Source organism: Streptomyces sp. NPDC031210 (assembly GCF_055570395.1).
This window is the reverse complement of record NZ_JBVIHH010000001.1, coordinates 636,467-659,597: the sequence shown is the minus strand read 5'-3', so window position 1 is coordinate 659,597 and position 23,131 is coordinate 636,467. Positions and strand designations below refer to the sequence as shown.

Genomic DNA, 23,131 nt, shown 5'->3' with positions numbered 1-23,131 from the left:
GTCAGCCGGGGCCGGTCGACCGGGACCGGGCGTCGCGGCAGGTGTCGCGCCGGGCCGCGCCTCTGCGTTCCCGGCCGCCACGGGCGGCGTCGAGGCCGCGCGCCACCTCATGGCAGGGGTCGCGGGCCGGGTCCAGATCCAGCATGTCGATCAGCAGCGTCAGGTCGGCCGCGTCCCGCGCGCGGTCGGCCAGCGCTCTCCTGGCGAGCCGCCGTTCCTCGTCACACGGCATGCGGCGAGGCGCGGTGTCGTCGGCACTGCGGTATTCATCGCTCACCGCTGCATTCTCGGCCGGACCGCGACGCCGTGCCTGTCGAGCGGGCCGGCCGGGCGCGCCGGAATGTCCCGGAGGCGCATTGGCCCGGGTGGGTGACCGGCGAGGTGATCCGGTCCGCGGCCACGGAACCCCCGGCGGTCGTTTGCCCTCTTTATGGGCACTTGGATCTGCTCACCCAGTCGCGGAGTCACCGTTGAAAACCCCCTGTGCCGTCGCTCTCGCGGCCACGCTCACCGCTTCCTGCGCCTTTCTCGCCGGCTGTTCGCAGACCGGGGAACCGGTCGACTTCAACGCGGGCGGCAAGGGCGGCGGGGCCGCGCGGGTCAAGCCCGTCGACGGCGACACCCTGATGCCGACGGGCCCCAAAAGCGACTTCCGGATCACCCGGACGCTCGATGACGGGACGCATATAGGCCGGGCCACGCTCAAGGGCGCGAAGTCGGGCGTCACGGGAAGTGTGTGGGTGTGGGCGCCCAAGGAATACACGGACCCTAAATACGCCCAGAGCGGATTTCCGGTGCTGATAGCCCTGCCGGGTGGCCTGGGCAGCCCGAAGGAGGAGGGCGGTGTCACGAATTACTGGGTCGGCGGCGACATCGAACTCCAGGAGAACCTGACGCGGTGGACGCGGGACGGCAAGAGCCTGCCGTTCATCGTGGTGATGCCGATGCTCAACCCGGACACCAGCTATCACGACGGCAGCGACATCCCCGGCCGGGAGAAGATGGGAACCTGGCTGACCGAGGACGTCGTCGGCCTGGCCAAGGCCAACTTCCGTACGTTCAGATCCCGCGACGGCTGGGCCTTCATGGGCTCGTCCTCGGGCGGGTTCGCCGGACTGAAGTCGGTGCTGAAGTACCCGGAGAAGTTCAAGGCGGTCATAGCCAGCGGCCCGGACCTCGTGCCGGACTCGCCGCTGTGGGCGGGCCACCCGGCGGAGAAGGACGCCAACGATCCCGCGCAACTGGCCCGGCGGCTGCTGGCCAAGGGCGGTCCGGACGTCTATCTCGCCTTCCAGGCCGGCACCAGGGAATCCGCCGGGGTCAGGTCGCGGATAGAGCGGTTCCGACAGACGTACGGCAAGGGCCCGATCCATACCGCCTTCCAGGTCATACCCGGCGGCCGGCACAACGCCTGGGACTACCAGAAGGGCATGGAGGCCGGCTCCCTCAAGTTCATCAGCGACCACCTGAAGGCACCGATCCCCGGCGGCTCCTGAGCGACCCCGACGGCTTACGCCCGATCGAGTGACGCCACCCGGCTCCTGGCCTGCCTCCGCAGACACGACGGCGCCCGCCCCCGGGACGGGAGCGGGCGCCGTGCGGGTGGCGACTAGGCCGGGCGGATCTGCTCCGCCTGCGGGCCCTTCTGGCCCTGGGTGACCTCGAAGGTCACCTTCTGGCCTTCCTGGAGCTCACGGAAGCCCTGGGCGTCGATGTTCGAGTAGTGCGCGAAGACGTCGGCGCCGCCGCCGTCCTGCGCGATGAAGCCGAAGCCCTTTTCCGCGTTGAACCACTTCACCGTGCCGGTAGCCATACCTGTCTCCTTCTTCAAGGGGCTCGAAATCGGACTCCGCGCCGTGCGGAACCCGGAGGTGATCGCCCTGGTCCGGAGAGGCATCGCACAGAAAGAACGCCCGTGAATGCGACACGGGCGTCCGGCACTTCGGAACCACGACAGCTTTCCAGGACGCTACACCGAGCAGTGCCCGGCAGTCACCACACCTCGGCAGACGCGTCCTGGTCACCGGGCGCGACTCCACCGTGTTCGTCCCGATACGCACGGTGGCTCCCCGCCTTCTCCGGCCGCTTCCGCGTGCCGGCCCGCTCACGCCGGCGTCGGCCCGGACCCGGCGCGCCGGGAGCGGCGGCGCCGCCACAGGCAGACGCCGCCGGCGGTGAGGCAGAACAGGGCGGCGACCGAGAACGACCAGACGTACCGCCCGGCGGGACGGCCGCTCGCCCCGGCGCCGACCTCGGCCCGCCCGGTGGGCCCGACGTCGCCGGCCTTCCCGTCCGTCATCGGCCCCGCGGCCTTCCCCGCCGTCTCCCGCAGCGGCATGGCCTGACGTGCCGTACGGACCGGGCCGCCGGACCCGCCGGGCGCCGGGACGGGCCCGGGGGCGGGCAGCAAGCCGACCGTCGAGGCGCGCGGGGCGGCGGCGAAACCCCAGTCCAGGAGGGCGCGGGACTCCTCGTACACGGCGTTGGCCGAGCCCGATCGCGGGTTCATGACGGTGACCAGCAGGGTGCGGCCGTCGCGGCGGGCGGCGGCGATCAGGGTGTTGCCGGCCTGGGTCGTGTAGCCGTTCTTCACGCCGATCAGCCCGGGGTACGGCGGCACGCCGTGGGTGCCGGCGAGCAGCCGGTTGGTGTTCTGGATCGCGAAGGCCCGCGGGCCCCCCTTCTCGGGCAGGCGCGCCGTCCTGGTGGCGGCGAAGCGGGCGAAGTCCCGGTTGGTCAGGCCGGCCTTGGCGAAGAGGGAGAGGTCGTAGGCGGACGAGTTCTGACCGGCGGTGTCGAACCCGTCCGCGGATTTCACGACGGTGTCGCGGGCCCCGAGGCGCCGGGCCGTCGCCCCCATCTCGGCGACGGTCTTCTCCCAGCCGCCGTTCATCGCGGCGAGGGTGCGTACGGCGTCGCTGCCCGAGCTGAGGAACACGCCGCGCCACAGGTCGGTGACGCTGTAGCGGGTCTTCTCCCGCAGACCGGCGAGCGCGCTGCCGGGTCGGATGCCGGCCACGTCCGCCGCGGTGACGGTGTGCGTGGCGTCCTGCGGGAACTTGGGGAGCACGGTTACGGCGAAGAGGGTCTTGAGGGTGCTGGCGGGCGGCAGCCGGCGGTGCGCGTCCTTGGCCGCGAGGACCTTGCCGCTGCGCGCGTCCGCCACGACCCAGGACAGCGCGGAGACGCCGGGTGGCCGGGGGACGCCGGGTCTGGGCTGGAACTGCACTCCGGGCCGGTCCAGCCGGCTCCCGGAGGAGGCCGGACGGGCCGGGGCGTCGTCGGTGCCGCGCGGACTCTCGGCGACGGCCGGACCGCACAGGACCAGCAGGCTCGCGGCACAGACAACCGTCGTGGTACCGACTCTGACGGGAAGCCAACTCGCTGACGACATGAGGCCACGCTAGGAACCGGTCCGGCCCGGTGCCTGGTTTGCCTACTCCATCCGGTTCACGGACGCGACCGCCGGGCCCGGCGCACGCACCGCCGGGCCCGGAACGCTCGCCGGTCAGGCCCCCTGTCTCCGTAGGGGAACTGACCACCGATCACTTACCAGATCTCGTTGACCCACTCGGGGTGGTCGATGAACGGGTTCCGGTTGTGCTGGTACTTGTCGAATATGACCTGGTTGCGGCGCTGCTCGAAGGTGTCCGGCGGATCCAGCCGGCTCCACTCCTTCAGGACCGAGAGCCGGCCCATCAGCGGCTGGGAGCCGTTGTTGACGCTGTCGTTGGGCTCCAGGTCGGCGAAGCCGTCCTCGCCGTCGTAGCGGACGGCCATGTAGAGGATCATGCGGGCGACGTCGCCCTTGACCGCGTCGCGGGGTTCGAAGGAGTCGCCGTCGGTGTAGTTGCCCGGCGCTTCGCCCACCTCCGTACCGCCCTTGTCGAAGTCCTTGTTGCCGCGTGTGCTGTTGACGGACACGTCCGCCGGACGCAGGTGGTGGATGTCGGTGCCGGGGCCGGTGGCGGTGCCGAAGTCGCCGTGCGACTTCGCCCAGACGTGTTCGCGGTTCCAATCGTCCGGCTCGCCGCCGTTCGCGGTCTTGCTCTGCGAGCGGCCGGTGTAGAGCAGGATGACGTTCGCGCTGTTGGCCGGGTCCTCGTCGGTGTCCTTGAGGGCGTCCCAGACCTGGGAGTAGTCGAGATTGCCGGTCTGCGTGCCGCTGATGATCTGGTGCAGCGCGTCCTTGAGGGCCTGGCCGGTCTTTCCTATGGCGTCTTTGTAGTAGGTGTCGTCGTAGGCGGTGCGGCCGAGGTGGGCGGCTTCGCGGGCGCCGGTGGGCCGGGTGGGCCGCTCGGCGGCCGGGTCGGTGTGGCCTGCCGGGGTGGCCGTGGCGGTGGCCGGAAGCTGCGCCGCCACCGCCAGCAGGATCGTTCCTGCGGTCATGGCCAGCGCACTGCGGCCGCGACGGTTCACGCGGATGTTGTCCACGGATGGTGTCCTCTCCCCCGAGAAATGGCGCCGCCCGCGAGTGTGGGGGACGGCCGGCGCCGGCCGCTGGATATACGGCCGTTAGGTAGCTTTCCACCGTGGTAATCACCGCAGTGTGAACTCCGGGAAAGGATTCTGTGTCCACCCGGTGGTGATGACCGCCAGATGACCGCCTCCCCGTGGTGAGCGGCGATCCCGGTTGCTGAGCGGCGACTCCGCACTCCCGCACGGCATCTGGCCCCGCGTCAGGGGCCCGGTACGGCACGCTCCCCCGCGAGGAACGTCGCGACGGTACGGGTGAACAGGCCGGCGTCGTCAAGCCACGGGAAGTGGCCGGCGCCCGGCTGGACGACCAGTTCGGCCCTCGGGAGCAGCTCCGCGATGCCGGCGGCGACACGGGGAAGCGGTCCGCTGTCCACTTCCCCCGCGAGGACCAGGACGCGTGCGTCCAGCGCGGCGAGGGCGGCACGGGTCGCGACGGGGTCGAAGGCACCGGCGGACGCGTACAGCTCCGCCGCCCCGTCATTGGTCTGGTCGACCTCGACCGCCGCGTGTGCCCGGGCGGCCGCGTCCCAACGGCCGTAGAAGAACGGGGCGGCCGTGTCCCAGTCCGCGTCGGTCGCGGTGCCGGCCCAGATCGCTTCGTACGCCTCGCGCGCGCCTTCGTACCACGGCTCGGCCGTGCGCAGGGCGGCCGCCTCCCGGCGGTGTTCCACGGTGAAGTCGATGCCGAGGGCGCGAGCATGGGAGGTGACGAGGGTGAGGGTGCGGACGCGGTGCGGGTGACGCGCCGCGTAGAGGAGGGCGAGATCGCCGGCCGCCGAGTGCGCGAGGAGGTCCACCCGGTCTTGACCGAGGTGGTCCCGGAGGGCCTCGACGTCGGCGACCTGCCGGTCGCAGCGGTAGGTGGCCGGGTCCGCCGGGGCGGCGGAGTCGCCGGTGCCCCGCAGGTCGAGCATGACCAGTTGGCGTCGCTTCGCCAGCCCGCCGAGGTCGCCGAGGTAGTCGGAGGCGCGCATCGGTCCGCCGGGCAGGCAGAGCAGCGGCTCTCCCTCGCCCACGACGTGGAAGGCGAGTTCGGTGGTGTCGGGGGCGGTGAACGTGGGCACGACGGTCATCCTCGTGTCGCGCGCGGAGCCACGGCAAGTTGGTTCCCGGGAGACCGGCCGACCACGGGAGCCGGTGCTGCCAGCCCAAGGCCGGGGGCCTCGGCCGCGAAACGGTCGCCCGGGGCCCGTCACCGGTCCTCCGGTGCCGTACCAGGCACGGCTCTCAGGCGTGCGGTTTGTCCCACACCACCGAGTAGCGCCACAGGAGATGGCGGCGGAAGCGGCAGCCCGGCAGCCGGCGGCGGACCGCGCGCCGGATCTGCCCCCAGCTCATCTCCGGGTCGCGTACGGGCATCCCGGCCGGGTCGGCCTTCCCGCCGTGCCGCCGGGCGAGGAAGCGGGCGGCGGGCACGCCGGCGCCGCTGACGAGCCAGTCCACAACGGTCCGGTTCCGCGCGAGACCGAGAAGGACGAGGCGGCCGCCGGGCGCGAGCAGGGCGGTCATCCGGTCGGTCGCGGCCGCGAAGTCCAGGTGGTGCAGGACGGCCACCGCGCTGACGAAGTCGTAGCCGCCCGGCGGCAGGGACGCGCCGTCCGCCATGAAGTCCGCCTCGAAGAAGGCGGCGTTGGGCACGTCGGCAGCGCGTTCGCGAGCGAGGCGGATCATCTCGGGCGAGCTGTCCACTCCGGTCACCTCGCGGGCCCGGCGGGCGAGTTGACGGGCCAGCAGGCCGTCGCCGCAGCCGATGTCCAGCGCCCGCCCGCAGCCGTCCGGGACCGCGTCGAGGAGCAGGCGGTGGTAGTGGACGTTGTGGTTCCAGTACGGGTGGTCCGGCCGTCGGGCGTACGACATCCGCTCACCGTACCGGCGCGTCGGCCACCCTCGCGGCGTCCCGACCCCGTCCCGGCACTGCTTCCTTCGGGTGAACCACGGCCGTCCGCGCAACCGATGGGGCGCGGACCGACTTGAGAAGGGTGACACCCACACCGTGACCCAGCGAGGCGGCCCTCGATGACGCTGTACTACGACCAGCCCCCGACCGGCCCACACCCCGGAGCGCGGGCGTATCCCACCGGCCCCGACACCATGGCGTACGGCGCCCCGACGGAGTACGAACTCGACTACGAACTCGCCCCGCCCCGGCCCGACGAGCGCCTGGCCACGGCGCAGTACCCGCCGGGCGCCCTCGTGCCGCCCATGCCCCCGGCGGACCACCTGCTCCCGCCGCCGCGCCCGCAGGACCGGGTCCAGCCGGCGCCCGGCCCGCAGGACGTGCGGTATCCCGGCCCCGGTGCCACCCCGCCGCCGGCCGGCCGGCACCGCGCCCACCCACAGCCCTACGGGCCCCGGCCCCCGCTCTCCCAGGACCCGCTGCCGGCTCCCCCGCGCACCGAGGCGCGCCCGCACGCCGCCGAGGGCCGCCGCCTCTACGCCCCCGTGACGACGCCCGACCTGCGGCGGCTGGACCTCCAGGCGGCGCTGACGGCGGCCGGGGTCCCCCCGATGGCCGGGGACTCCGCCGCCGTACGGCAGCTCGCCCACCTGGACGACGGGACCGTGGCCGCCGTCATCGGCTGGATCAACGCCGCCGCGCGGGCCGCCCGGCTCCCCACACACCTCGTCTGAAACGGTCGCCCTGCCGGGACCGCCCCCGGTTCAGCGTAGGCCGGGCAGGGTGCGCGCTTCCGCGATCTTCCAGGCGCGGGCGAGGGCGAGGAAGACCAGGGCCATGGTGGTTCCGCCGGCGGCCAGGGTGAGCAGCGGTGCCCAGCCCGCCGGGACGGGCACACCGGAGCAGGCGTCGGCGGCGAGCCGGCCGAGGGTCGCGGCGAGGGCGGCGACCGCGGCCAGTTGGCCGTAGGTGCGGCACAGCCGCTTGCCGTCGAGTCGTCCGGACAGGCGCCGGCGCAGCCGCAGCGCGGTGGCCAGGAGACCGGCCGCGTAGGCGACGGTGTAGGCGGCGGCCATCCCGGTGACCGCCCAGCGGGCCGGCAGCAGCAGATGGCAAGCGGTGGCCAGGACGATGTCGACGACGGCGATCCACAGGGCCATCCAGAACGGCGTACGGGTGTCCTCGAAGGCGTAGAAGCCGCGCAGCAGCAGGTATTGGGCGGAGAACGGGATCAGGCCGAGGCCGAACGCCTGGAGCATGTGCCCGGCGGGCCGGGCCGACGCGGCGTCCACCACCCCGTGGGCGAGGACGAGTTGCGCGATCTGCGGGCCGAAGACCAGGAAGAAGAACGCGGCCGGGACGATGAGGACGCCACTGACGCGCAGGGCGCGCGAGAGGTCGCCGCGCAGGTCGTCCAGGCGGTGTTCGGCGACCGCCCGGCTCATCCGGGGCAGCAGCGCCGTGACGAGCGAGACGGTGATGATCGACTGGGGCAGCATCCAGAGGGTCTGCGCGTAGGAGTAGGCGGTGTATCCGACGCCCGCGGTGGGCAGTTGCCGGTCCGCGGCGTTGGCGTAGTGCGTGACGACGGTCATCGCGGCGAGGTTGGCGAGGACGAACAGCAGGGTCCAGCGGGCGGCCGCGACGCTCTTGCGCAGGCCGGTCCCGCGCCAGTCGAAGCGCGGCCGGAAGCGGAAGCCGCTCGCGCGGACGAAGGGGATCAGAGCCAGGCCCTGGAGGGCAATCCCGGCGGTGGTGAGAAGTCCGAGGAGTTGGGTCTGGCCGGGGGTGATGTCCTCGATGCGGTCCGGGCCGGTCATCAGGCCGGCGTAGAGAGCGAACATCGCGAGGAGAACGACGTTGTTGAGGACGGGCGTCCACATCATCGCGCCGAACCTGCCGCGGGCGTTGAGGACCTGCCCGAGGATGAAGAACAGGCCGTAGAAGAAGATCTGCGGGAGCAGGAAGCGGGCGAAGACCACGGTGAGTTCGAAGGCGGCGTGGGTCGTGGGTGTGTCGGGCGTGTAGACGGCGACGATCTGCGGGGCGGCCCACACCGACAGGAGGGTGCCGACCGCGAGGACGCCGAGGACGAGGGTGACCAGGCGCTGTTCGTAGGCGCGTCCGCCGTCCTCGTCCCGGCCCCGCGCCCGGACGAGCTGCGGTACGAGCACCGAGTTCAGGGCGCCGCCGATGAGCAGGGTGTAGATGCTCATCGGAACCATGTTGGCGGTGTTGTACGTGCTGGCCAGCAGGCCGGTGCCGAGCGCGCCGGCCTGGAGCACCGTCCGGATGAGCCCGGTCGCCCGGGAGACGACCGTCCCGGCGGCCATCAGCATCGAGGAGCGCGCCAGGCCACCGCCCTTGGACGCCGTGTGCGGGCGCCGCCCGGTCGTGTCCTGCGGCCTCGTGTCGTGCGTTGTGTCGCGCGTTGTGTCGCGCGTCGTCCCCTCCACCATGCCGTCAACGTACGGTGCCGCCGCGGTCGGTGCGCTCAGGAAGGCGCGGTGGGGAGCGGGCGGGCCCGGTCGGGGTCGAGGAGCGGGGCGAGCAGGTCGCCGTGGCGCTCGCGACGAGGGGCGATGTCGCCGAAGAGGAAGGCGAGTTGCTCCGGCTTCGTGCAGGTGGCGACCTCGTCCCAGGTGACGGGGGTGGAGACGGTGGGTGTGGGGCGGGCGCGCAGGGTGTAGGCGAGGGCGGTGGTCTTGGCGGCGGCGTTCTGGGAGAAGTCGATGAAGACCTTGCCGGGGCGCAGGGCCTTGGTCATCTTGTGCACGACGAGGTCGGGGAGCGCGGCCCGGGCCTCGACGGCCAGCGCCCTGGCGTAGGCCGTGGTCTTCTCCGAGGGGGCGTGTTCGATCGGCACGATGAGGTGCAGGCCCTTGGAGCCGCTGGTCTTGGCGTAGGCGTGGAGGCCGTCGGCCGCCAGCCGGTCGCGCAGCCACCGGGCGGCGGCGCAGCACTCCACGATGGTGGCCGGTTCACCGGGGTCGAGGTCGAAGACGAGGCGGTCGGCGGAGCCCGGCGCGTCGCAGGTCCACTGGGGCGTGTGCAGTTCGACGACCAGGTTCGCGGCCCAGACCAGGGAGGAGAGGTCCTGGAGCAGCACCTGCTGGGTGGGTTCGCCACTCGTATGGGGGACTTCGCAGGTCTTGACCCAGGCGGGGGTGCCGGGCGGCGCGTTCTTGGTGAAGAAGCGGAGGCCGTCGGGGCCGTCGGGGAAGCGCAGGAACGACAGCGGCCGGTCCCGGAGGTGCGCGAGGAGCAGGTCCGCTGTGGTGGTGCAGTAGTGCACCACCTCGCCCTTGGTGGTGCCGGTCTCCGGATAGAGGACCTTGTCCAGGTTGGTCAGTGAGAGGCGCCGCCCCTCCACGACGGTGATCGGCGACATACGATGAGAATCCCACACAAGGGACGAACTATGCGATCTATATGGAATGGGTCCATATCGTTTGGCCTGGTCACCATCCCCGTGAAGACCTACAGCGCCACCGACCGCACCTCGTCGGTGCCATTCGTCCGCATTCACGAGAAGGACGGCGCGCAGGTCCAGTACCGCAAGATCTGCGAACTGGACGGCGAGGAGGTCCCGAACGAGGAGGTCGGCAAGGGCTACCAGGCCCCGGGGGACGACACCATCGTGCCGATCACCGATGAGGACCTCTCCCGGCTGCCGCTGCCGACGTCGAAGACGCTGACGATCCTGTCCTTCGTCGACCCGTCCGAGATCGACCCGCTCCAGATGGACAAGTCCTACTACCTGGGGCCCAACGGGGCGGCAGCGGCCAAGCCGTACACCCTGCTGCGGGAGGCGCTGGAGCACCACGGGAAGGTCGCGATCGGCAAGGTGGCGATGCGGGGGCGGGAGACGCTGGCGATGCTGCGGGCGCACGAGGGGGCGATCGTGATGCACGCGCTGCTGTGGCCCGACCAGATCCGGCCCGCGACCGGTGTGGTGCCCGAGAACGTGAAGGTCCGGGAGAACGAGCTGACGCTCGCCGAGACGCTGATGGACTCCCTGGGCGAGCTGGATCCCGCCGAACTCCACGACGAGTACCGCGAGGCCGTCGAGCAGTTGGTCGCCGCGAAGCTGGAGGGCGGGGAGCCGGTCGCTCCGGCCAGGCCGGACACCGGAGGCCAGGTCATCGACCTGATGGCGGCCCTGGAGAAGAGCGTCCGGGCGGTGCAGGGGGGGCAGGGGGACGACGAGGAGCGGGAGTCTGCCACCGTCACGCCGATACGGGGACGCAAGGCGGCCGACGCGAGCGAGCCGGCCGGGGCGAAGAAGAGCGGTGGCAAGAAGGGCGGCGGCAAGAAGACGGCCGCCACGCGCACGGCGGCGGGGTCGGGTCCGGCGCGCAAGAACACCGGCTCGACGGCGAAGAAGACGGCGTCCGCCCCGAAGGCGTCCGGCGGCAGGAAGACGACCGCCTCTTCGGGGTCGGGGACCTCGGCGGGGGCCTCCGCCGGGACCTCGTCGGGCAGGAAGGCCACCACCGCGAAGAGCGCGGGCAAGAGCACCGGGAAGGGCGGCTCGCGCGCGGGCGGGAGCGGGTCCGGCAGCGGTGCGTCCGGGGGCGGCGCGAAGGGGAACGCGGCCAAGAAGACGGGCCGGAATGCCTCGGCCCGGGCCCTGCCGCGCGGCATCGGGTTCTAGAGTCGTGGCATGGCTTCAGACCAGGGGACGACCCGCATCGATAGCTGGATCTGGTCCGTGCGGCTGACCAAGACGCGTTCGCAGGCCGCCACGGCCTGCCGGGCGGGCCACGTGCGCGTCAACGGTGAGCGGGCGAAGCCCGCGCAGGGCGTCCGCATCGGCGACGAGGTGCGGCTGCGCATCGCCGGGCGGGAACGGGTCGTGGTCGTCACCCGGCTCGTGCGCAAGCGGGTCGGCGCGCCGGTCGCCGCGGAGTGCTTCGTCGACAACAGCCCGCCGCCCCCGCCGCGCGAGGAGATCCCCGTCATCGCGCACCGCGATCGCGGCGCCGGGCGGCCCACCAAGCGGGACCGCCGGGAGATCGAGCAGCTACGCGGCAGGTAGCGGCCCGGGGATCGCGCCGGCCGGTGGGTGACGCCCGGCCGGGTGGCCGTCGACCACGCTCGTGATCAACTCGTGAGCGATACGGCTAGAGCGCGTCCACGTAGACCCACAGGCCGCCCTCACGGACGAAGCGGCTGTTCTCGTGCTGGCTGCCGGTGGCCCCGTCGAGGGTGAAGTGCGCGCGGAACTCCACGGTCCCCTCGGTGTGGAAGGCGCTGCCACCGGTCGTGCCCAGGATTTCCAGGCCGGTCCACCGCTGGGCCGGTTCGAAGTCGAGCGCGGCGGGCCGGGTGGTCGAGTGCCAGGTGCGCAGCAGATAGCCGGCGTCGGCGACGGCGAAGGCGCTGTAGCGCGAGCGCATCAGCCGTTCCGCGGTCGGGGCGGCGGCCCGCCCTTCGTGGAAGGCGGCGCAGCAGTCACGGTAGGTCTGAGCGCGCCCGCAGGGGCAGGGCAGGGTGGGGGCGGGGGCCGCCGGGCGGCGCGGTTCGTTCTTCGGCACCCCTTGATTGTGCCGGGTCGCCGGGCGGGGGCGCGCCGCGGCCGCGGGGCTTTCGGCGGTCGTCGCCGCGCCTCCCGCGCACGTCAACGGCGGGCCCGTTCCGGCCTGCGCCCAATAGGGGGGTTTCAACGATAAATCACCCATTCGCAGCTTTTGGGGGCTTGATACTTGCTGTGAGGCTGGAAGAACTCATGGTGACCGTCCCCACCACCACCCAGGAGAGAACCCCCCATGATTCTGTCCATTTCCGGCGTCATCCTGCTCGGCGTCATCGTCTTCCTCTTCTTCCGCAAAGACGGCCTCAAGCTGTCCCACGCCCTGGTCTGCGCGCTCTTCGGGTTCTATCTCGCGGGCTCCGCCATCGCGCCGAGCATCAAGGCCGGCGGCGCCAGCCTGGCGAGCCTCCTCGGCGGACTCAAGATCTAGCGCGGCCGCCCCCCTCCGGGCCGTCTCAGGGCCCCGTTCCGGGCCGTCCCAGGTCCCGTTCGAGCCGTCCCAGGTCCAGTCGGGGCCCCTCCCGGGCAGCACCTCCGGCTCGTCTCCCACACGAGCCCGTTCCGCTCACGACCACCGCACGAGCAACAGGAGACAGATGTGGCCCGGCGCCCCCTGCCCCGCATCCTGACCGCCACCGCCCCGATCGCGCGCGGTCGCGAGCTGGCCCGCAGCGCCGCGGACAGCGCGTCCGACGTGTTCCACCCGCTGATCATCGTCAGCCGTGGACTGCGCCGGCTGGCCGTCGCCGGAGGGCGCCGCTGGACCGCGACGCCCAAGGAAGGCCGGGGCCCGCTGCTCTTCGTGGTCGCCGCCTGCGTCCTGGTCGTGGCGCTGGTGCCCTACGGGCCGCTGCTCGCCCTCATCTCGGTGATGGGAGCGGCGGCCTGGGCGGGGCGGGACCGTACCCCGGCGGACACCGGCCCGAGCGAGGCGGAGCGGGAACGACTGCAGGCGCTGTACGAAGCGCTGGTGCCCTACTTCACCGTCGAGGAGGATCCCAGCCCGCTGTACGCCCACGACGGCGACTGGGAGCGGGTCTTCACCGAATTCGGCTTCGACGACAGCGGGCGGCTCGAACGCCTCCAGCTCAAGTACCCGGCGTACTTCACCGACGGGGAGGACCAGTCCCGGGCCCGCATCGAGCAGGTGCTGCACGCCAAATGCGGTCGCGGGAGGGAGTACCGCTTCGCCTGGGACGAGGAGGCCAACCAGTTGGTGCTCAGCGTCCTGGCCGCGCTGCCCACCGACATCGCCGCGCAGCGGTTCGTCACCGCGCCGGGCGAGACGGTGCTGGGGTTCACCGACCCCGACTCCGTACCGCGGACGCTGCCGGTCCACGACAGCGAGAAGACCCGGGACGCGCCGCCGGTCCTGTGGCGGACCGGCCGGCGGTCCACCGAGCCGCATCTGCTGGCCATGGGACAGCCCGGTACGGGCACGACGACGCTGCTGCGCTCGATCGCCCTGCAGGCGCTGCAGCACGGCGATGTCCTGGTCATCGACGGCGGCGGCACCGGGGAGTTCGAGTGTCTGGCCGGGCGGAGCGGCGTGCTGGGGGTGGAGAGCGGGCTGTCGGGGGCGCTGGCGACGCTGGAGTGGGCCGCGCACGAGACGGAGCGGCGGCTGATCGTGGCGAACCGGGCCCGGCAGTTGGGCCGGTCCGCGCCGGAGGACACCCGGCGGCCGCTGTGGATCCTCGCGGACCGTCCGACGGCGCTGACCCATCTGGCGGCCACGGAGGGCCGCGACGATCCGCAGCGGCTGCTCCAGGTGCCGCTGCGGCACGGCCGGGCGGCCCACGTCACGGTGGTCGTGGCCGACCAGTTCGACAGCGCCGAGTCGCTGAGCGAGCCGGTACGGGCGCACACCAAGGCGAGGGTGGTGCTCGGCCCCGCCACGGCGGCGGAGGTGCGCGCGGTGCTCGGGGCGCCGCCGCACACCACGCCGACGCCGGCGGTACCGCCCGGGCGGGGCTACGCACGGCTGGGAGCCGGCCCGGTGCTGCGGCTGCAGGTCCCGGCCACGCCCGATCCGTACGACGACGCCACGAGCGAGGCGCACCGGCAGGCCGTGGTGGCGCTGCTGCCGGAGCGCACCGTTCCGCTGTGCGAGGCGACGCCCGCCGCACCGGCCGCCCGCGCGAGCACGGTGAGCGTCACCAAGTCCACGGCCGCCGACACGGGCGGCGGCCGCGAGGCGGTCGGCTTCAACGGCGCCGTGGACGCCGCTCGCGCCGAGGGCTGACGCGCGCGGCGGCGGCTCGGCGTGCCGGTCTCTTCGCCGGCGGACCGCCGAAGACCCGTCAGGCGACGAACGCCGGCCGGTTCTCGGTGGAGAGCGGGGCGCCGGTCGCCACCAGGCGCGCGGCGCCGGCCAGCCGGACGGCGGCCTCGTCCGCGACCGCCCCGCTGACCGTGAAGGGCAGCCGCACAAAGCCCTCGAACGCACCGTCGACGCCGAACCGCGGCCCGGACGGCACGCGCACCCCCAGCCGCTCCCCCGCCTCGGCGATCCGCGAACCGGAGAGCCCGCCGGTACGGGCCCACAGGGTCAGGCCGCCGCGCGGCACGCTGAACTCCCAGTCGGGCAGGTGCCGGCGCAGGGCGGCGACGATCGCGTCGCGGTTCTCGCGGGCCTGGTCGCGGCGGATCTCGACGGCCCGCTCCCAGCCGCCGGTCTCCAGCAGCGAGGCGATGGCGAGCTGTTCGAGCACCGGCGAGCCGAGGTCGGAGTAGGCGCGGGCGGCGACCAGGCTGCGGATGATGTCGGGCGCCGCACGCACCCAGCCGATCCGCATCCCGGCCCAGAACGCCTTGCTGGCCGAGCCGACGGTGATGACGGCACTGCCCGCGGGGTCGAACGCGCAGACCGGACGCGGCGGTTCGCCGTCCGCGTCCAACTGGAGCTCGGTCATCGTCTCGTCGACGACGAGCAGCGTGCCGGCCGACCGCGCCGCGTCGACCAGGCGGCGGCGCTGGTCCTCGGTGGCGAGGGTGCCGGTGGGGTTGTGGAAGTCGGCGACGACGTACGCCATGCGGGGGGCCGCGTCGCGCATGACCTGGCGCCAGGCGGGGATGTCCCAGCCGGCCAGCCGCTCGCCCAGGGCGACGGGGACGAGCCGGGCGCCGGCGTCCCGCATCAACTGGAGGATGTTGGCGTAGGACGGGGAGTCGACGGCCACCCGCTCGCCGGGGCTCGTACACAGGCGGCAGATCGCGGCGACGGCGCCCATGGCGCCCGTCGTGACCATGATCTGCTCGGGCATGGTGGGGATGCCGCGGGCGGTGTAGCGGTCGGCGAGGGCCTGGCGCAGGACGGGCAGGCCGGCCGGGTAGTCGCCGTGGGTGTGGGCGTACAGCGGCAGGTCGGCCATGGCGCCCTGGACGGCGCGGGTCAGCCAGGGTTCGGGGGCCGGCAGCGCGGCGCAGCCGAGGTCGATCATGGAGCCGGCGGCCTCGGGCGGCAGCGGTTCCAGGCCGCGGGTGGGCAGCGGGTTTCCGGCCGGCACCGAGGTCCAGCTCCCCGATCCGCGCCGGGACTCCAGGAACCCCTCGGCGCGCAGCGCTTCGTAGGCGGCGGCGACGGTGGTGCGGCTGACTCCGAAGGCGGCGGCCAGTTCCCGCTCGGCGGGCAGTCTGGCCGCGACCGGCACCCGGCCCTCCAGGACGAGGAGGCGTACGCCGTCGGCGAGCGTGCGGTAGGCGGGCAACCGGCGGCCGCCGGCGGGGAGTTCGGCCTCCCGGGGGTCCTGCGACCGCAGTAGCCGGGCGAGTTGGGGCGCACCGACCGCCGATGTCCACTGAGCCATGAAGATCAGCCCACCTTCCCCGAATTGGCTCTACTTGGCGAGCTCGAACGTGCCACATGGTGTCATGCGTCAGTCCAATCGTGCCATGAGGGGGACGAGTCGTGTCCATCACCAGGGAATCCGGGCCGCCACGCGCGGCTCTGCCGCGTCGGCTGGTCCAGCTCTACACCGGACTGGTCCTGTACGGCGTGAGCATGGGCCTGATGCTGCGGGCCGAGCTGGGGCTCGAGCCGTGGAGCGTGCTGAACCAGGGCATCGCGGTCCATACGGGACTCTCGATCGGCACCGTGACCGTCGTTTCCGGGGCGCTGATCCTCCTGCTGTGGATTCCGCTGCGCCAGCGCCCCGGTCTGGGCACGGTGTCGAACGTGGTGATCCTCGGGGTGGTGATGGACGCGACCCTCGCGCTGGTCCCCGACCTCTCCTCGCTCGGCGTCCGCGTGCCGCTGCTGGCCTTCGCCGTGCTCCTCAACGGCGCCGCGACCGGCCTGTACATCTCCGCGCGGTTCGGCCCCGGCCCGCGCGACGGGCTGATGACCGGCCTGCACCTGCGGACCGGCCGGCCGGTCCGCCTGGTGCGCACCGGTATCGAGGTGACGGTGCTCGCGGTCGGTTTCCTGCTCGGCGGTTCGGTGGGCGTGGGCACGGTCGTCTACGCGCTGGCCATCGGGCCGCTGGCGCAGTTCTTCCTGCGCCGCTTCGCGATCAAGGGTCTGCCGGAGCGGCCGTCCGCGGTGGTGGCCCGAGGTGGCGCGCGTCAGGCGCAGGCGATACTTCCCGAGTGATCCGAGCGACGCGTATCCGCCACCCCTATCTCGACCATCCCGCCCCGCTCCCCTTCGCCCACCGGGGCGGGGCGGCGGACGGCCTGGAGAACACCGCGACCGCCTTCCGGCGCGCGGTGGACCTGGGCTACCGCTATCTGGAGACCGACGTGCACGCCACGTCGGACGACAAGCTCGTCGCCTTCCATGACGCGACGCTGGACCGCGTCACCGACGCGCGCGGCGCGATAGGCGCCCTTCCCTGGCGGGCGGTGCGCCGGGCCCGGGTCGGCGGCCACGAGCCGCTGCCCCTGTTCGAGGAGCTGCTGGAGGAGTTCCCCGACGCCCGCTGGAACGTCGATCTCAAGGCGGAGGCCGCGCTGGCGCCGTTGCTGAGCCTGCTGCGCCGGACCAGCGCCTGGGACCGGGTGTGCGTCGGGTCGTTCTCGGAGGCCCGGGTCGGGCGGGCGCAGCGCCTGGCGGGCCGGCGCATGGCGACCTCGCTCGGCACCGGCGGTGTGGCCGGTCTGCGGCTGCGGTCCTACGGGCGCGGGGCGCTGCCGCTGGACCGGCTGCTGGGGGCGGCGGTGCGGCGCAGCGCGGTGTGCGTCCAGGTCCCCGAGCGGCAGAGCGGCATTCCGGTCGTCGACGCGCTGTTCCTGCGGGCCGCGCACGCGCTCGGTATGCAGGTCCACGTCTGGACGGTCAACGACGCGGACCGGATGGCGGCCCTGCTGGACTTCGGGGTGGATGGCATCATGACCGACCACATCGAGACACTGCGCGCGGTGCTGACCGAGCGGGGCCGCTGGGCCTGAAAAGGGACCGGCGGTCGTCCGGCGCGGTGACGGGGGGGCGGGGGTGGGGCGGTGAGCGTGCGTGCCGTGGCCGGGGACGAGGCCGGAGGCAGAGCCGGGGACGAGGGCGGGGACGAGGCGGCCGCCCGGCGCCGCGAACAGCGCGGCTGGTATTGGTACGACTGGGCCAACAGCGTCTATTCGACGAGCGTGCTGACGGTCTTCCTCGGGCCGTATCTGACGTCGGTGGCGAAGGCCGCGGCGGACGTGGACGGCTTCGTCCATCCGCTGGGCGTTCCGGTGCGCGCGGGCTCGTTCTTCGCCTACGCGGTGTCGGCGTCGCTGCTGCTGTCGGTGCTGGTGATGCCGGTCGCCGGCGCGCTGGCGGATCGCGGTGGCCGGAAGAAGCCGCTGCTGGGCTGCTGCGCGTACGCGGGCGCCGCGGCGACGGCGGGGATGTTCTTCGTGGGCGGCGACCGCTATCTGCTGGGCGGCGGGCTGCTGGTGCTGGCGAATGCCTCGTTCGTGGTGTCGATGATGCTGTACAACGCCTTCCTGCCGCAGATAGCCGAGCCCGGCGAACGGGACGCGGTGTCCTCGCGGGGCTGGGCGTTCGGTTACGCGGCCGGGGGTCTGGTCCTGGTCGCGGACCTGGCGCTCTACGTCGGGCACGACTCCTTCGGCGTCACCGAGGGCACGGCAGTGCGCATCTGCCTGGCCTCGGCGGGCCTGTGGTGGGGCGCCTTCACACTGATACCGCTGCGCCGGTTGCGCGACCGGCGGACGGCGGGTGCCGGCGGGCCCAGGACCGGTGCGGCGCCGGACGCGGCGGGTGGCGCACGGCTGGGGCAGGGGTGGCGCCAACTGCGGCACACGCTGCGGGAGATGCGCCGCCACCCGCTCACCCTGTCCTTCCTGCTGGCGTATCTGGTCTACAACGACGGGGTGCAGACCGTCATCACGCAGGCGTCGGTATACGGCTCGGAGGAGCTGGGGCTGGACCAGACGACGCTGATCGTGGCGATCTTGCTGGTGCAGGTGCTGGCCGCGGCGGGCGCGCTGCTGATGGGCCGCCTCGCGCGGCGCCACGGCGCGCGGCGCGTGATCCTGGGCTCGCTGGTGGCGTGGTCGCTGACGATCGCGGTGGGGTGCTTCCTGCCGGCCCGGGAGCCGGTGTGGTTCTTCGGGCTGGCGGCCGGGATCGGCCTGGTCCTGGGCGGCAGCCAGGCGCTGTCGCGTTCGCTGTTCTCGCATCTGGTTCCGCGCGGGAAGGAGGCGGAGTATTTTTCCGCGTACGAGCTGAGCGATCGCGGGGTGAGCTGGCTGGGACCCCTGGTGTTCGGGGTGGCCTACCAACTGACGGGGAGCTACCGGGCGGCGATCGTGTCCCTGCTGGCGTTCTTCGTGGTCGGTTTCGTGCTGCTGGCGAGGGTGCCGGTGCGGCGGGCCATCGTGGCGGCCGGAAATCCGGTACCGGACCGAATTTAGGTTCGTGGCGCGCGGGGCGGTAGTGTACGCCTTTGGCTCACCAGGCGGACCGTTACTGCGTGCTTAACAAGACAAGGCGTTGGGTGACATCTGCTGCCAGATGTGACAAACCGGGCGCGGGTGGGTACAACAAGGGGCGGCACGAAGAAGACAGCGGCGCGCAGCGCCTCCGGCAAGGGCGGTGGTGGGCGACGGGTGGGATCCCTATTCCGGGAATCTTCACCGCCGACCGGACGTTGACCGGATGACGACGACAGCGACACCTGTCCTGTGGGCGACAAGCCCGGGAGGCACGATTCATGAGTGAGCGAGCTCTTCGCGGCACGCGACTCGTGGTGACCAGCTACGAGACCGACCGCGGCATCGACCTGGCTCCGCGCCAGGCGGTGGAGTACGCATGCCAGAACGGACATCGATTTGAGATGCCGTTCTCGGTTGAGGCCGAGATTCCGCCGGAGTGGGAGTGCAAGGTTTGCGGTGCACCCTCGCTTCTGGTGGATGGCGATGGCCCTGAGGAAAAGAAGGGTAAGCCCGCGCGTACGCACTGGGACATGCTCATGGAGCGGCGCACCCGCGAGGAGTTGGAGGAGGTGCTGGCCGAAAGGCTGGCCGTCCTGCGCTCCGGCACCATGAACATTGCCGTGCATCCGCGCGACAGCAACCGCAAGTCCGCCTGACGACCGGACTGCACGAGGCATTACAGCAAGCATGAGGGCCGGGGTCACCGCAGTGCGCGGTGGCCCCGGCCCTCGCGTGTGCGCGGCCACGTGTGCGCGGACCGCCTCAGTTGGTCAGCGGCGGGTCCTGGCGGCGGGGGCCGGCCGGGTCGTCGTCGCGGATGACCTCGCCCTGGACGACCTTGCCGTCCGGCCGGTGCCCGCGGCGCCAGCCGCTGATGTCACCGCGGGCCTGCTGGAAGGCGTCGCGGAACGAGCCGGGGGCGTAGGCCGCCCGCCGGCGGGTCAGGGCCTTCTCCGCCCGGCGGTGGATCAGTTCGGCGGTCGGCGGGAAGAGGCAGAGCAGCCCGGCGGCGTCGGAGACCAGCCCCGGCACCATCAGCAGCAGGCCGCCGGCCATCGGGAGGGTGTTGCCGCCCGCCGCCTCCGGGTCGCGGCCGGCCGTCGCGGGGCCGCCGCCTGCCTGGAGGGTCTCGGTGAGGTTCTGCCAGGCGCGCCGCCCCGCCCGCTTGATCACGTACCCGCCGGCGAGGACGCCCGCGAGCAGCAGCAGGAAAACCGTCAGACCGTTGGTGGCACCGGCCACCACGATCAGCAGCCAGACCTCCAGCACCACCCAGGCCGCCACGCCCAACGGGACGAACCTGCGGGCGCGCGAGCGCGGGCGGGAGCGGGGACCGGGCGAGGGCGGGGCGGAAAACGTCATGCCTCAAGTGTGCCTGGCCCGCGCCGGGCGCCGAACGCCGGTGTCAGCGTCCGCGGAGCTTGCCCACCCGGGAGCCGACGCCCCAGGCCGTGATCCGCCACAGCGCCTCGACGACGATGTCCCGGCTCATCTTGCTGTCGCCGAACTCCCGCTCGACGAAGGTGATCGGCACCTCGACGATGTGGTAGCCCGCCTCCACGGCCCGGCGCGCCAGGTCGACCTGGAAGCAGTAGCCCTGGGAGGCCACCTCGTCCAGGCCCAGGCCCTTGAGGGTCTCCGCGCGGAAGGCGCGGTAGCCGCCGGTGACGTCGCGGATGGGCACGTCGAGGAGGATGCGGGAGTACGTGCTGCCGCCACGGGAGAGCATCTCGCGGCTCTTGGGCCAGTTGACCACCCGGCCGCCGGGCACCCACCGCGAGCCGAGGACGAGATCGGCGCCCTTGAGGGCGGTCAGCAGCCGGGTCAGCTCCTCGGGCTGGTGGGAGCCGTCGGCGTCCATCTCGACCAGCACGCCGTAGCCGTGGTCGATGCCCCACCGGAAGCCCGCGAGGTAGGCGGCGCCGAGCCCCTCCTTGCCCTTGCGGTGCAGGACGTGGACCCGGTCGTCGGTGGCGGCCAGTTCGTCGGCGAGCTTTCCGGTGCCGTCGGGGCTGTTGTCGTCCGCGACGAGGACATGCGCCTCGGGGACGGCGGACCGCACCCGCGAGACGATCGGCTTGATGTTCTCCGCCTCGTTGTACGTCGGGATGATCACCAACGTGGTGCCGAGCGGACCGTACTGCCGCTGACCGCCGTCTGTCACTGCTGCCCCTTCTCGTCCTTCGAACGCCCGCGCCGGCCGATGACTGTGGCGGCGGCACAGGACAGAAGCCCCACGATAGCGAGCGCCCACTCCGGAGCGGCACCAACGCGGTCGGCGAGCGTCGTTCCGTCCCGCAGCGGGATCCGCGCGGACACCACGTCCTGGGTGAACTCGGGGATCTGCCGGGTGATGGTGCCGTCGGGGGCGACGACGGCGCTGATCCCGCTGGTCGCGGCGGTCACCACGGCCCGGCCGTGCTCGACGGCGCGCAGCTTCGACATCGCCAGTTGCTGTTCGGGCTGCCCGCTGCGCCCGTAGGTGGCGTTGTTGGTCTGGATCACCAGGGCGCGGGCGCCGGCGCCGACGGTCTCGTGCACGATCTGGTCGTAGGCCACCTCGAAGCAGATGACGTCGCCGAGCTGGGCGGGGCCGACCTTCAGCAGGCCGGTGTGGTCGCCGGGGTAGAAGTCGCGCGGCACCCGCTGGAAACGGGTGATGATCTTGCTGAGCTGCTCCCGGAAGGGGACGTACTCGCCGAACGGCACCGGGTGCTGCTTGGCGTAGGAGGCCCCGGGGCCCTTCTTCGGGTCCCAGACGATGCCCTCGTTGAAGACGTAGCCCTTCTTCGAGGGGTGGTCGACGAGCGCGCCGACGAGCACGGGGACGCCGACGGCCTTGACCGCCTCGTCGATCCGGTCGTAAGCCTGCGGGTACTGGTAGGGGTCGAGGTCGGAGGAGTTCTCCGGCCAGATCACCAGGTCGGGCTTCTTCGCCTTGCCGGCCTTGATGTCGGCGGCGAGCTTCTCGGTGGCCGTCGCGTGGTTGTCGAGGATCATCATCGGCCGGCCGAGGAAGTCCATGCCGGGCTTTTGGACGTTGCCCTGGACGACGGCGATGTCGACGGTGTCGTCGCCCTTGGTGGGCAGCGGCACGGCCGCGCCGACCACGGTCAGCGCGGCGGCCAGTCCGAACGCCTCGACGGCCGGTATGGCCCGCCGCACCGAACCGGAGCGCCGCAGCCCCCAGAGGGTGGCGGCGCACGCGGCGAGCAGCGCGCCGGCCAGCGCGACGGCGAACGTCACCAGGGGGGCGCCGCCGAGCGCGGCGAGCGGGGTGAAGGGCGAGTCGGTGTTCGCGAAGGCGAGCCGGCCCCAGGGGAAGCCGCCGAACGGGAGGCGGTCGCGGGCCCATTCCTGCGCGATCCACAGGCAGGCGGCCCACAGCGGCCGGCCCGGCAGCCGGGAGGTACCGGCCAGGGCGGCGCCCAGGGCCGCCATGAAGAGGGCCTGGATGACGGCGAGTCCGGCCACCGCGTCCCAGCCGACGACGTGCAGCCACTTCAGCAGGACGACGAAGAAGGGCACGCCGAAGGCGAAGCCGGTCCAAGCACCCTGCCGCACGCTCCGGCCGCCGGTGAGCAGCGACAGGCCCGCCACGGCCAGGAGGGACAGCGGCCACAGGTCGTACGGCGGGAAAGCGAGGCCGAGCGCGACGCCGCAGACGACGGCCAGGCCGGTCCGGGGCGCGCCACGGCGGACCCGCGCGGCGAGGCGCCGGGCGCGGCCGGGGCGGGGCGGCGCGGCGGTGGAGCCCGTCGCGGCGGACGGCACCGGGCCGTCGGGCGAGGTGCCGCTGACGGCTTCTTCGGTGGTGTCGTGACCCGATGGCACGGTCGCGGCCTTCCTGCAGGTCGTGTCGGTGGTGAGGTGACCGTACCTCGGGATGCCGCGCGCGCGGGTGCGGGGTGCGCGAGGCGGGGCTTCGGGAGGGGGCGGGCGGGTCGTGCGGTGCGGATCGGGGCCCGGCGCCCTTCGGGCCGACCTGGGACCCGCTGGCTGCGGGTCGACCGAAAGCCGTTGTCTACTGAGCATCCGGGCCCCACCCGGGTCGCACCCGCCGACCGGCCGAAACGTCTCCGTCGCCCCGTGCCGCTGGTGCTGGACCTGGCTCCCAGTGGCGGTCTGCCGGTTGGCGTACCGTCCCATGGCCCAGCGTTCGACGACTGCGCGGAGGTCTCCCGATCGGACGTCCTGTGGTGGACTCGGCCGAACCTACCGGCCGCCGACCGCCTGCTGTCAACAGGTGCGCGGCCTGCGTCGTTTTCGCGTCGTGCCAGGTCAGTGGCGCGGCTGCGCAGGTCGGGCGAGTAGCGGCAAGCGCACCCCGCTACGGCACG

The 23,131-nt window shown here is 72.8% G+C and carries 23 protein-coding genes; 10 read left to right on the top strand and 13 right to left on the bottom strand.

From position 1 onward, the window contains the following. Position 1 precedes the first annotated feature (1 nt). The gene (locus ACZ45Z_RS03060) at positions 2 to 277 is read right to left on the bottom strand and encodes a hypothetical protein (RefSeq protein WP_468355068.1); all 276 of its coding nucleotides are present in this window, start codon (positions 275 to 277) and stop codon (positions 2 to 4) included. Between the two features lie 193 nt (positions 278 to 470). Here ACZ45Z_RS03060 and ACZ45Z_RS03055 point away from each other — a divergent pair, with 193 nt between their 5' ends. Further along, the gene (locus ACZ45Z_RS03055) at positions 471 to 1,496 is read left to right on the top strand and encodes an alpha/beta hydrolase (RefSeq protein ID WP_468355065.1); all 1,026 of its coding nucleotides are present in this window, start codon (positions 471 to 473) and stop codon (positions 1,494 to 1,496) included. Between the two features lie 113 nt (positions 1,497 to 1,609). Here ACZ45Z_RS03055 and ACZ45Z_RS03050 read toward each other — a convergent pair whose 3' ends face one another. The 5 genes from ACZ45Z_RS03050 to ACZ45Z_RS03030 all read right to left on the bottom strand — a co-directional run bounded on the left by ACZ45Z_RS03050 (position 1,610) and on the right by ACZ45Z_RS03030 (position 6,336). After that, positions 1,610 to 1,813, bottom strand: a complete 204-nt coding sequence (locus tag ACZ45Z_RS03050) for a cold-shock protein (RefSeq protein ID WP_468355062.1) — start codon at positions 1,811 to 1,813, stop codon at positions 1,610 to 1,612. Positions 1,814 to 2,104: 291 nt separating this feature from the next. Continuing rightward, positions 2,105 to 3,394: a D-alanyl-D-alanine carboxypeptidase family protein gene (locus ACZ45Z_RS03045; protein ID WP_468355059.1), complete on the bottom strand. Its 1,290-nt coding sequence runs from the start codon at positions 3,392 to 3,394 to the stop codon at positions 2,105 to 2,107. Positions 3,395 to 3,549: 155 nt separating this feature from the next. Then, positions 3,550 to 4,389 (bottom strand): endonuclease I family protein, encoded by an 840-nt coding sequence (locus tag ACZ45Z_RS03040; RefSeq protein WP_468355564.1) that lies wholly within the window; start codon positions 4,387 to 4,389, stop codon positions 3,550 to 3,552. Positions 4,390 to 4,679: 290 nt separating this feature from the next. Beyond that, complete coding sequence (locus tag ACZ45Z_RS03035) at positions 4,680 to 5,543, bottom strand: alpha/beta fold hydrolase (RefSeq protein ID WP_468355056.1); 864 nt, start codon at positions 5,541 to 5,543, stop codon at positions 4,680 to 4,682. A 163-nt stretch (positions 5,544 to 5,706) separates the two neighbouring features. Beyond that, entirely contained in the window at positions 5,707 to 6,336 is a 630-nt protein-coding gene (locus tag ACZ45Z_RS03030) for a class I SAM-dependent methyltransferase (RefSeq protein ID WP_468355053.1), read from the bottom strand. A 159-nt stretch (positions 6,337 to 6,495) separates the two neighbouring features. Between ACZ45Z_RS03030 and ACZ45Z_RS03025 the strand changes: the two genes are divergently transcribed. Next, positions 6,496 to 7,110, top strand: a complete 615-nt coding sequence (locus tag ACZ45Z_RS03025; protein ID WP_468355050.1) for a hypothetical protein — start codon at positions 6,496 to 6,498, stop codon at positions 7,108 to 7,110. A 30-nt stretch (positions 7,111 to 7,140) separates the two neighbouring features. On the opposite strand, the gene murJ is transcribed toward ACZ45Z_RS03025, so the two are convergent. Both murJ and ligD read right to left on the bottom strand, forming a co-directional pair. Then, positions 7,141 to 8,835 (bottom strand): murein biosynthesis integral membrane protein MurJ, encoded by a 1,695-nt coding sequence (murJ, locus tag ACZ45Z_RS03020; RefSeq protein ID WP_468355047.1) that lies wholly within the window; start codon positions 8,833 to 8,835, stop codon positions 7,141 to 7,143. Positions 8,836 to 8,870: 35 nt separating this feature from the next. Further along, complete coding sequence (gene ligD, locus ACZ45Z_RS03015) at positions 8,871 to 9,767, bottom strand: non-homologous end-joining DNA ligase (RefSeq protein ID WP_468355044.1); 897 nt, start codon at positions 9,765 to 9,767, stop codon at positions 8,871 to 8,873. A gap of 30 nt (positions 9,768 to 9,797) precedes the next feature. On the opposite strand from ligD, the gene ku reads away from it, so the two are divergent. Together ku and ACZ45Z_RS03005 are read left to right on the top strand one after the other, a co-directional pair. Continuing rightward, positions 9,798 to 11,033: a non-homologous end joining protein Ku gene (gene ku / locus ACZ45Z_RS03010; protein ID WP_468355041.1), complete on the top strand. Its 1,236-nt coding sequence runs from the start codon at positions 9,798 to 9,800 to the stop codon at positions 11,031 to 11,033. 9 nt (positions 11,034 to 11,042) lie between these two features. Next, positions 11,043 to 11,417 (top strand): RNA-binding S4 domain-containing protein, encoded by a 375-nt coding sequence (locus tag ACZ45Z_RS03005; protein ID WP_468355038.1) that lies wholly within the window; start codon positions 11,043 to 11,045, stop codon positions 11,415 to 11,417. Positions 11,418 to 11,502: 85 nt separating this feature from the next. Here ACZ45Z_RS03005 and ACZ45Z_RS03000 read toward each other — a convergent pair whose 3' ends face one another. After that, complete coding sequence (locus ACZ45Z_RS03000) at positions 11,503 to 11,916, bottom strand: YchJ family protein (RefSeq protein WP_468355035.1); 414 nt, start codon at positions 11,914 to 11,916, stop codon at positions 11,503 to 11,505. A gap of 231 nt (positions 11,917 to 12,147) precedes the next feature. Here ACZ45Z_RS03000 and ACZ45Z_RS02995 point away from each other — a divergent pair, with 231 nt between their 5' ends. Both ACZ45Z_RS02995 and ACZ45Z_RS02990 read left to right on the top strand, forming a co-directional pair. Next, positions 12,148 to 12,342: a hypothetical protein gene (locus ACZ45Z_RS02995; RefSeq protein WP_400059771.1), complete on the top strand. Its 195-nt coding sequence runs from the start codon at positions 12,148 to 12,150 to the stop codon at positions 12,340 to 12,342. A 168-nt stretch (positions 12,343 to 12,510) separates the two neighbouring features. Then, a complete protein-coding gene (locus ACZ45Z_RS02990; RefSeq protein WP_468355031.1) occupies positions 12,511 to 14,157 on the top strand; it encodes a hypothetical protein in 1,647 nt (548 codons plus the stop codon). 58 nt (positions 14,158 to 14,215) lie between these two features. On the opposite strand, the gene ACZ45Z_RS02985 is transcribed toward ACZ45Z_RS02990, so the two are convergent. Continuing rightward, positions 14,216 to 15,721: an SCO1417 family PLP biosynthesis transcription factor gene (locus ACZ45Z_RS02985; RefSeq protein WP_468355028.1), complete on the bottom strand. Its 1,506-nt coding sequence runs from the start codon at positions 15,719 to 15,721 to the stop codon at positions 14,216 to 14,218. Between the two features lie 194 nt (positions 15,722 to 15,915). On the opposite strand from ACZ45Z_RS02985, the gene yczE reads away from it, so the two are divergent. The 4 genes from yczE (at position 15,916) to ACZ45Z_RS02965 (ending at position 19,447) form a co-directional block, all read left to right on the top strand. Next, entirely contained in the window at positions 15,916 to 16,506 is a 591-nt protein-coding gene (gene yczE / locus ACZ45Z_RS02980; protein ID WP_468355561.1) for a membrane protein YczE, read from the top strand. Further along, on the top strand, positions 16,503 to 17,303 hold the full coding sequence (locus ACZ45Z_RS02975; RefSeq protein WP_468355025.1) for a glycerophosphodiester phosphodiesterase family protein: 801 nt from the start codon (positions 16,503 to 16,505) through the stop codon (positions 17,301 to 17,303). Before yczE ends, ACZ45Z_RS02975 begins: the two co-directional genes overlap by 4 nt. 66 nt (positions 17,304 to 17,369) lie before the next feature. Continuing rightward, complete coding sequence (locus tag ACZ45Z_RS02970; RefSeq protein WP_468355558.1) at positions 17,370 to 18,770, top strand: MFS transporter; 1,401 nt, start codon at positions 17,370 to 17,372, stop codon at positions 18,768 to 18,770. 299 nt (positions 18,771 to 19,069) lie between these two features. Beyond that, positions 19,070 to 19,447, top strand: a complete 378-nt coding sequence (locus ACZ45Z_RS02965; RefSeq protein ID WP_026170122.1) for an RNA polymerase-binding protein RbpA — start codon at positions 19,070 to 19,072, stop codon at positions 19,445 to 19,447. A gap of 106 nt (positions 19,448 to 19,553) precedes the next feature. On the opposite strand, the gene fxsA is transcribed toward ACZ45Z_RS02965, so the two are convergent. The 3 genes from fxsA to lnt are packed head-to-tail and all read right to left on the bottom strand — an operon-like array spanning position 19,554 to position 22,625. Next, entirely contained in the window at positions 19,554 to 20,153 is a 600-nt protein-coding gene (gene fxsA, locus ACZ45Z_RS02960; RefSeq protein WP_468355021.1) for an FxsA family membrane protein, read from the bottom strand. Between the two features lie 43 nt (positions 20,154 to 20,196). Next, positions 20,197 to 20,955, bottom strand: a complete 759-nt coding sequence (locus ACZ45Z_RS02955) for a polyprenol monophosphomannose synthase (RefSeq protein ID WP_468355018.1) — start codon at positions 20,953 to 20,955, stop codon at positions 20,197 to 20,199. After that, a complete protein-coding gene (gene lnt, locus ACZ45Z_RS02950) occupies positions 20,952 to 22,625 on the bottom strand; it encodes an apolipoprotein N-acyltransferase (protein WP_468355015.1) in 1,674 nt (557 codons plus the stop codon). The genes ACZ45Z_RS02955 and lnt overlap by 4 nt, the downstream gene beginning before the upstream one ends. Between the last annotated feature and the right edge of the window lie 506 nt (positions 22,626 to 23,131).

What these genes read in the sequence shown, in the direction of transcription:
- ACZ45Z_RS03050 (WP_468355062.1), bottom strand. Translation starts at nt 1,813, where the DNA reads ATGGCTACCGGCACGGTGAAGTGGTTCAACGCGGAAAAGGGCTTCGGC.
- ACZ45Z_RS03045 (WP_468355059.1), bottom strand. Translation starts at nt 3,394, where the DNA reads ATGTCGTCAGCGAGTTGGCTTCCCGTCAGAGTCGGTACCACGACGGTT.
- ACZ45Z_RS03040 (WP_468355564.1), bottom strand. Translation starts at nt 4,389, where the DNA reads ATGACCGCAGGAACGATCCTGCTGGCGGTGGCGGCGCAGCTTCCGGCC.
- ACZ45Z_RS03030 (WP_468355053.1), bottom strand. Translation starts at nt 6,336, where the DNA reads ATGTCGTACGCCCGACGGCCGGACCACCCGTACTGGAACCACAACGTC.
- ACZ45Z_RS03025 (WP_468355050.1), top strand. Translation starts at nt 6,496, where the DNA reads ATGACGCTGTACTACGACCAGCCCCCGACCGGCCCACACCCCGGAGCG.
- murJ (WP_468355047.1), bottom strand. Translation starts at nt 8,835, where the DNA reads ATGGTGGAGGGGACGACGCGCGACACAACGCGCGACACAACGCACGAC.
- ligD (WP_468355044.1), bottom strand. Translation starts at nt 9,767, where the DNA reads ATGTCGCCGATCACCGTCGTGGAGGGGCGGCGCCTCTCACTGACCAAC.
- ku (WP_468355041.1), top strand. Translation starts at nt 9,798, where the DNA reads ATGCGATCTATATGGAATGGGTCCATATCGTTTGGCCTGGTCACCATC.
- ACZ45Z_RS03005 (WP_468355038.1), top strand. Translation starts at nt 11,043, where the DNA reads ATGGCTTCAGACCAGGGGACGACCCGCATCGATAGCTGGATCTGGTCC.
- ACZ45Z_RS02995 (WP_400059771.1), top strand. Translation starts at nt 12,148, where the DNA reads ATGATTCTGTCCATTTCCGGCGTCATCCTGCTCGGCGTCATCGTCTTC.
- ACZ45Z_RS02985 (WP_468355028.1), bottom strand. Translation starts at nt 15,721, where the DNA reads ATGGCTCAGTGGACATCGGCGGTCGGTGCGCCCCAACTCGCCCGGCTA.
- yczE (WP_468355561.1), top strand. Translation starts at nt 15,916, where the DNA reads ATGGGCCTGATGCTGCGGGCCGAGCTGGGGCTCGAGCCGTGGAGCGTG.
- ACZ45Z_RS02965 (WP_026170122.1), top strand. Translation starts at nt 19,070, where the DNA reads ATGAGTGAGCGAGCTCTTCGCGGCACGCGACTCGTGGTGACCAGCTAC.
- fxsA (WP_468355021.1), bottom strand. Translation starts at nt 20,153, where the DNA reads ATGACGTTTTCCGCCCCGCCCTCGCCCGGTCCCCGCTCCCGCCCGCGC.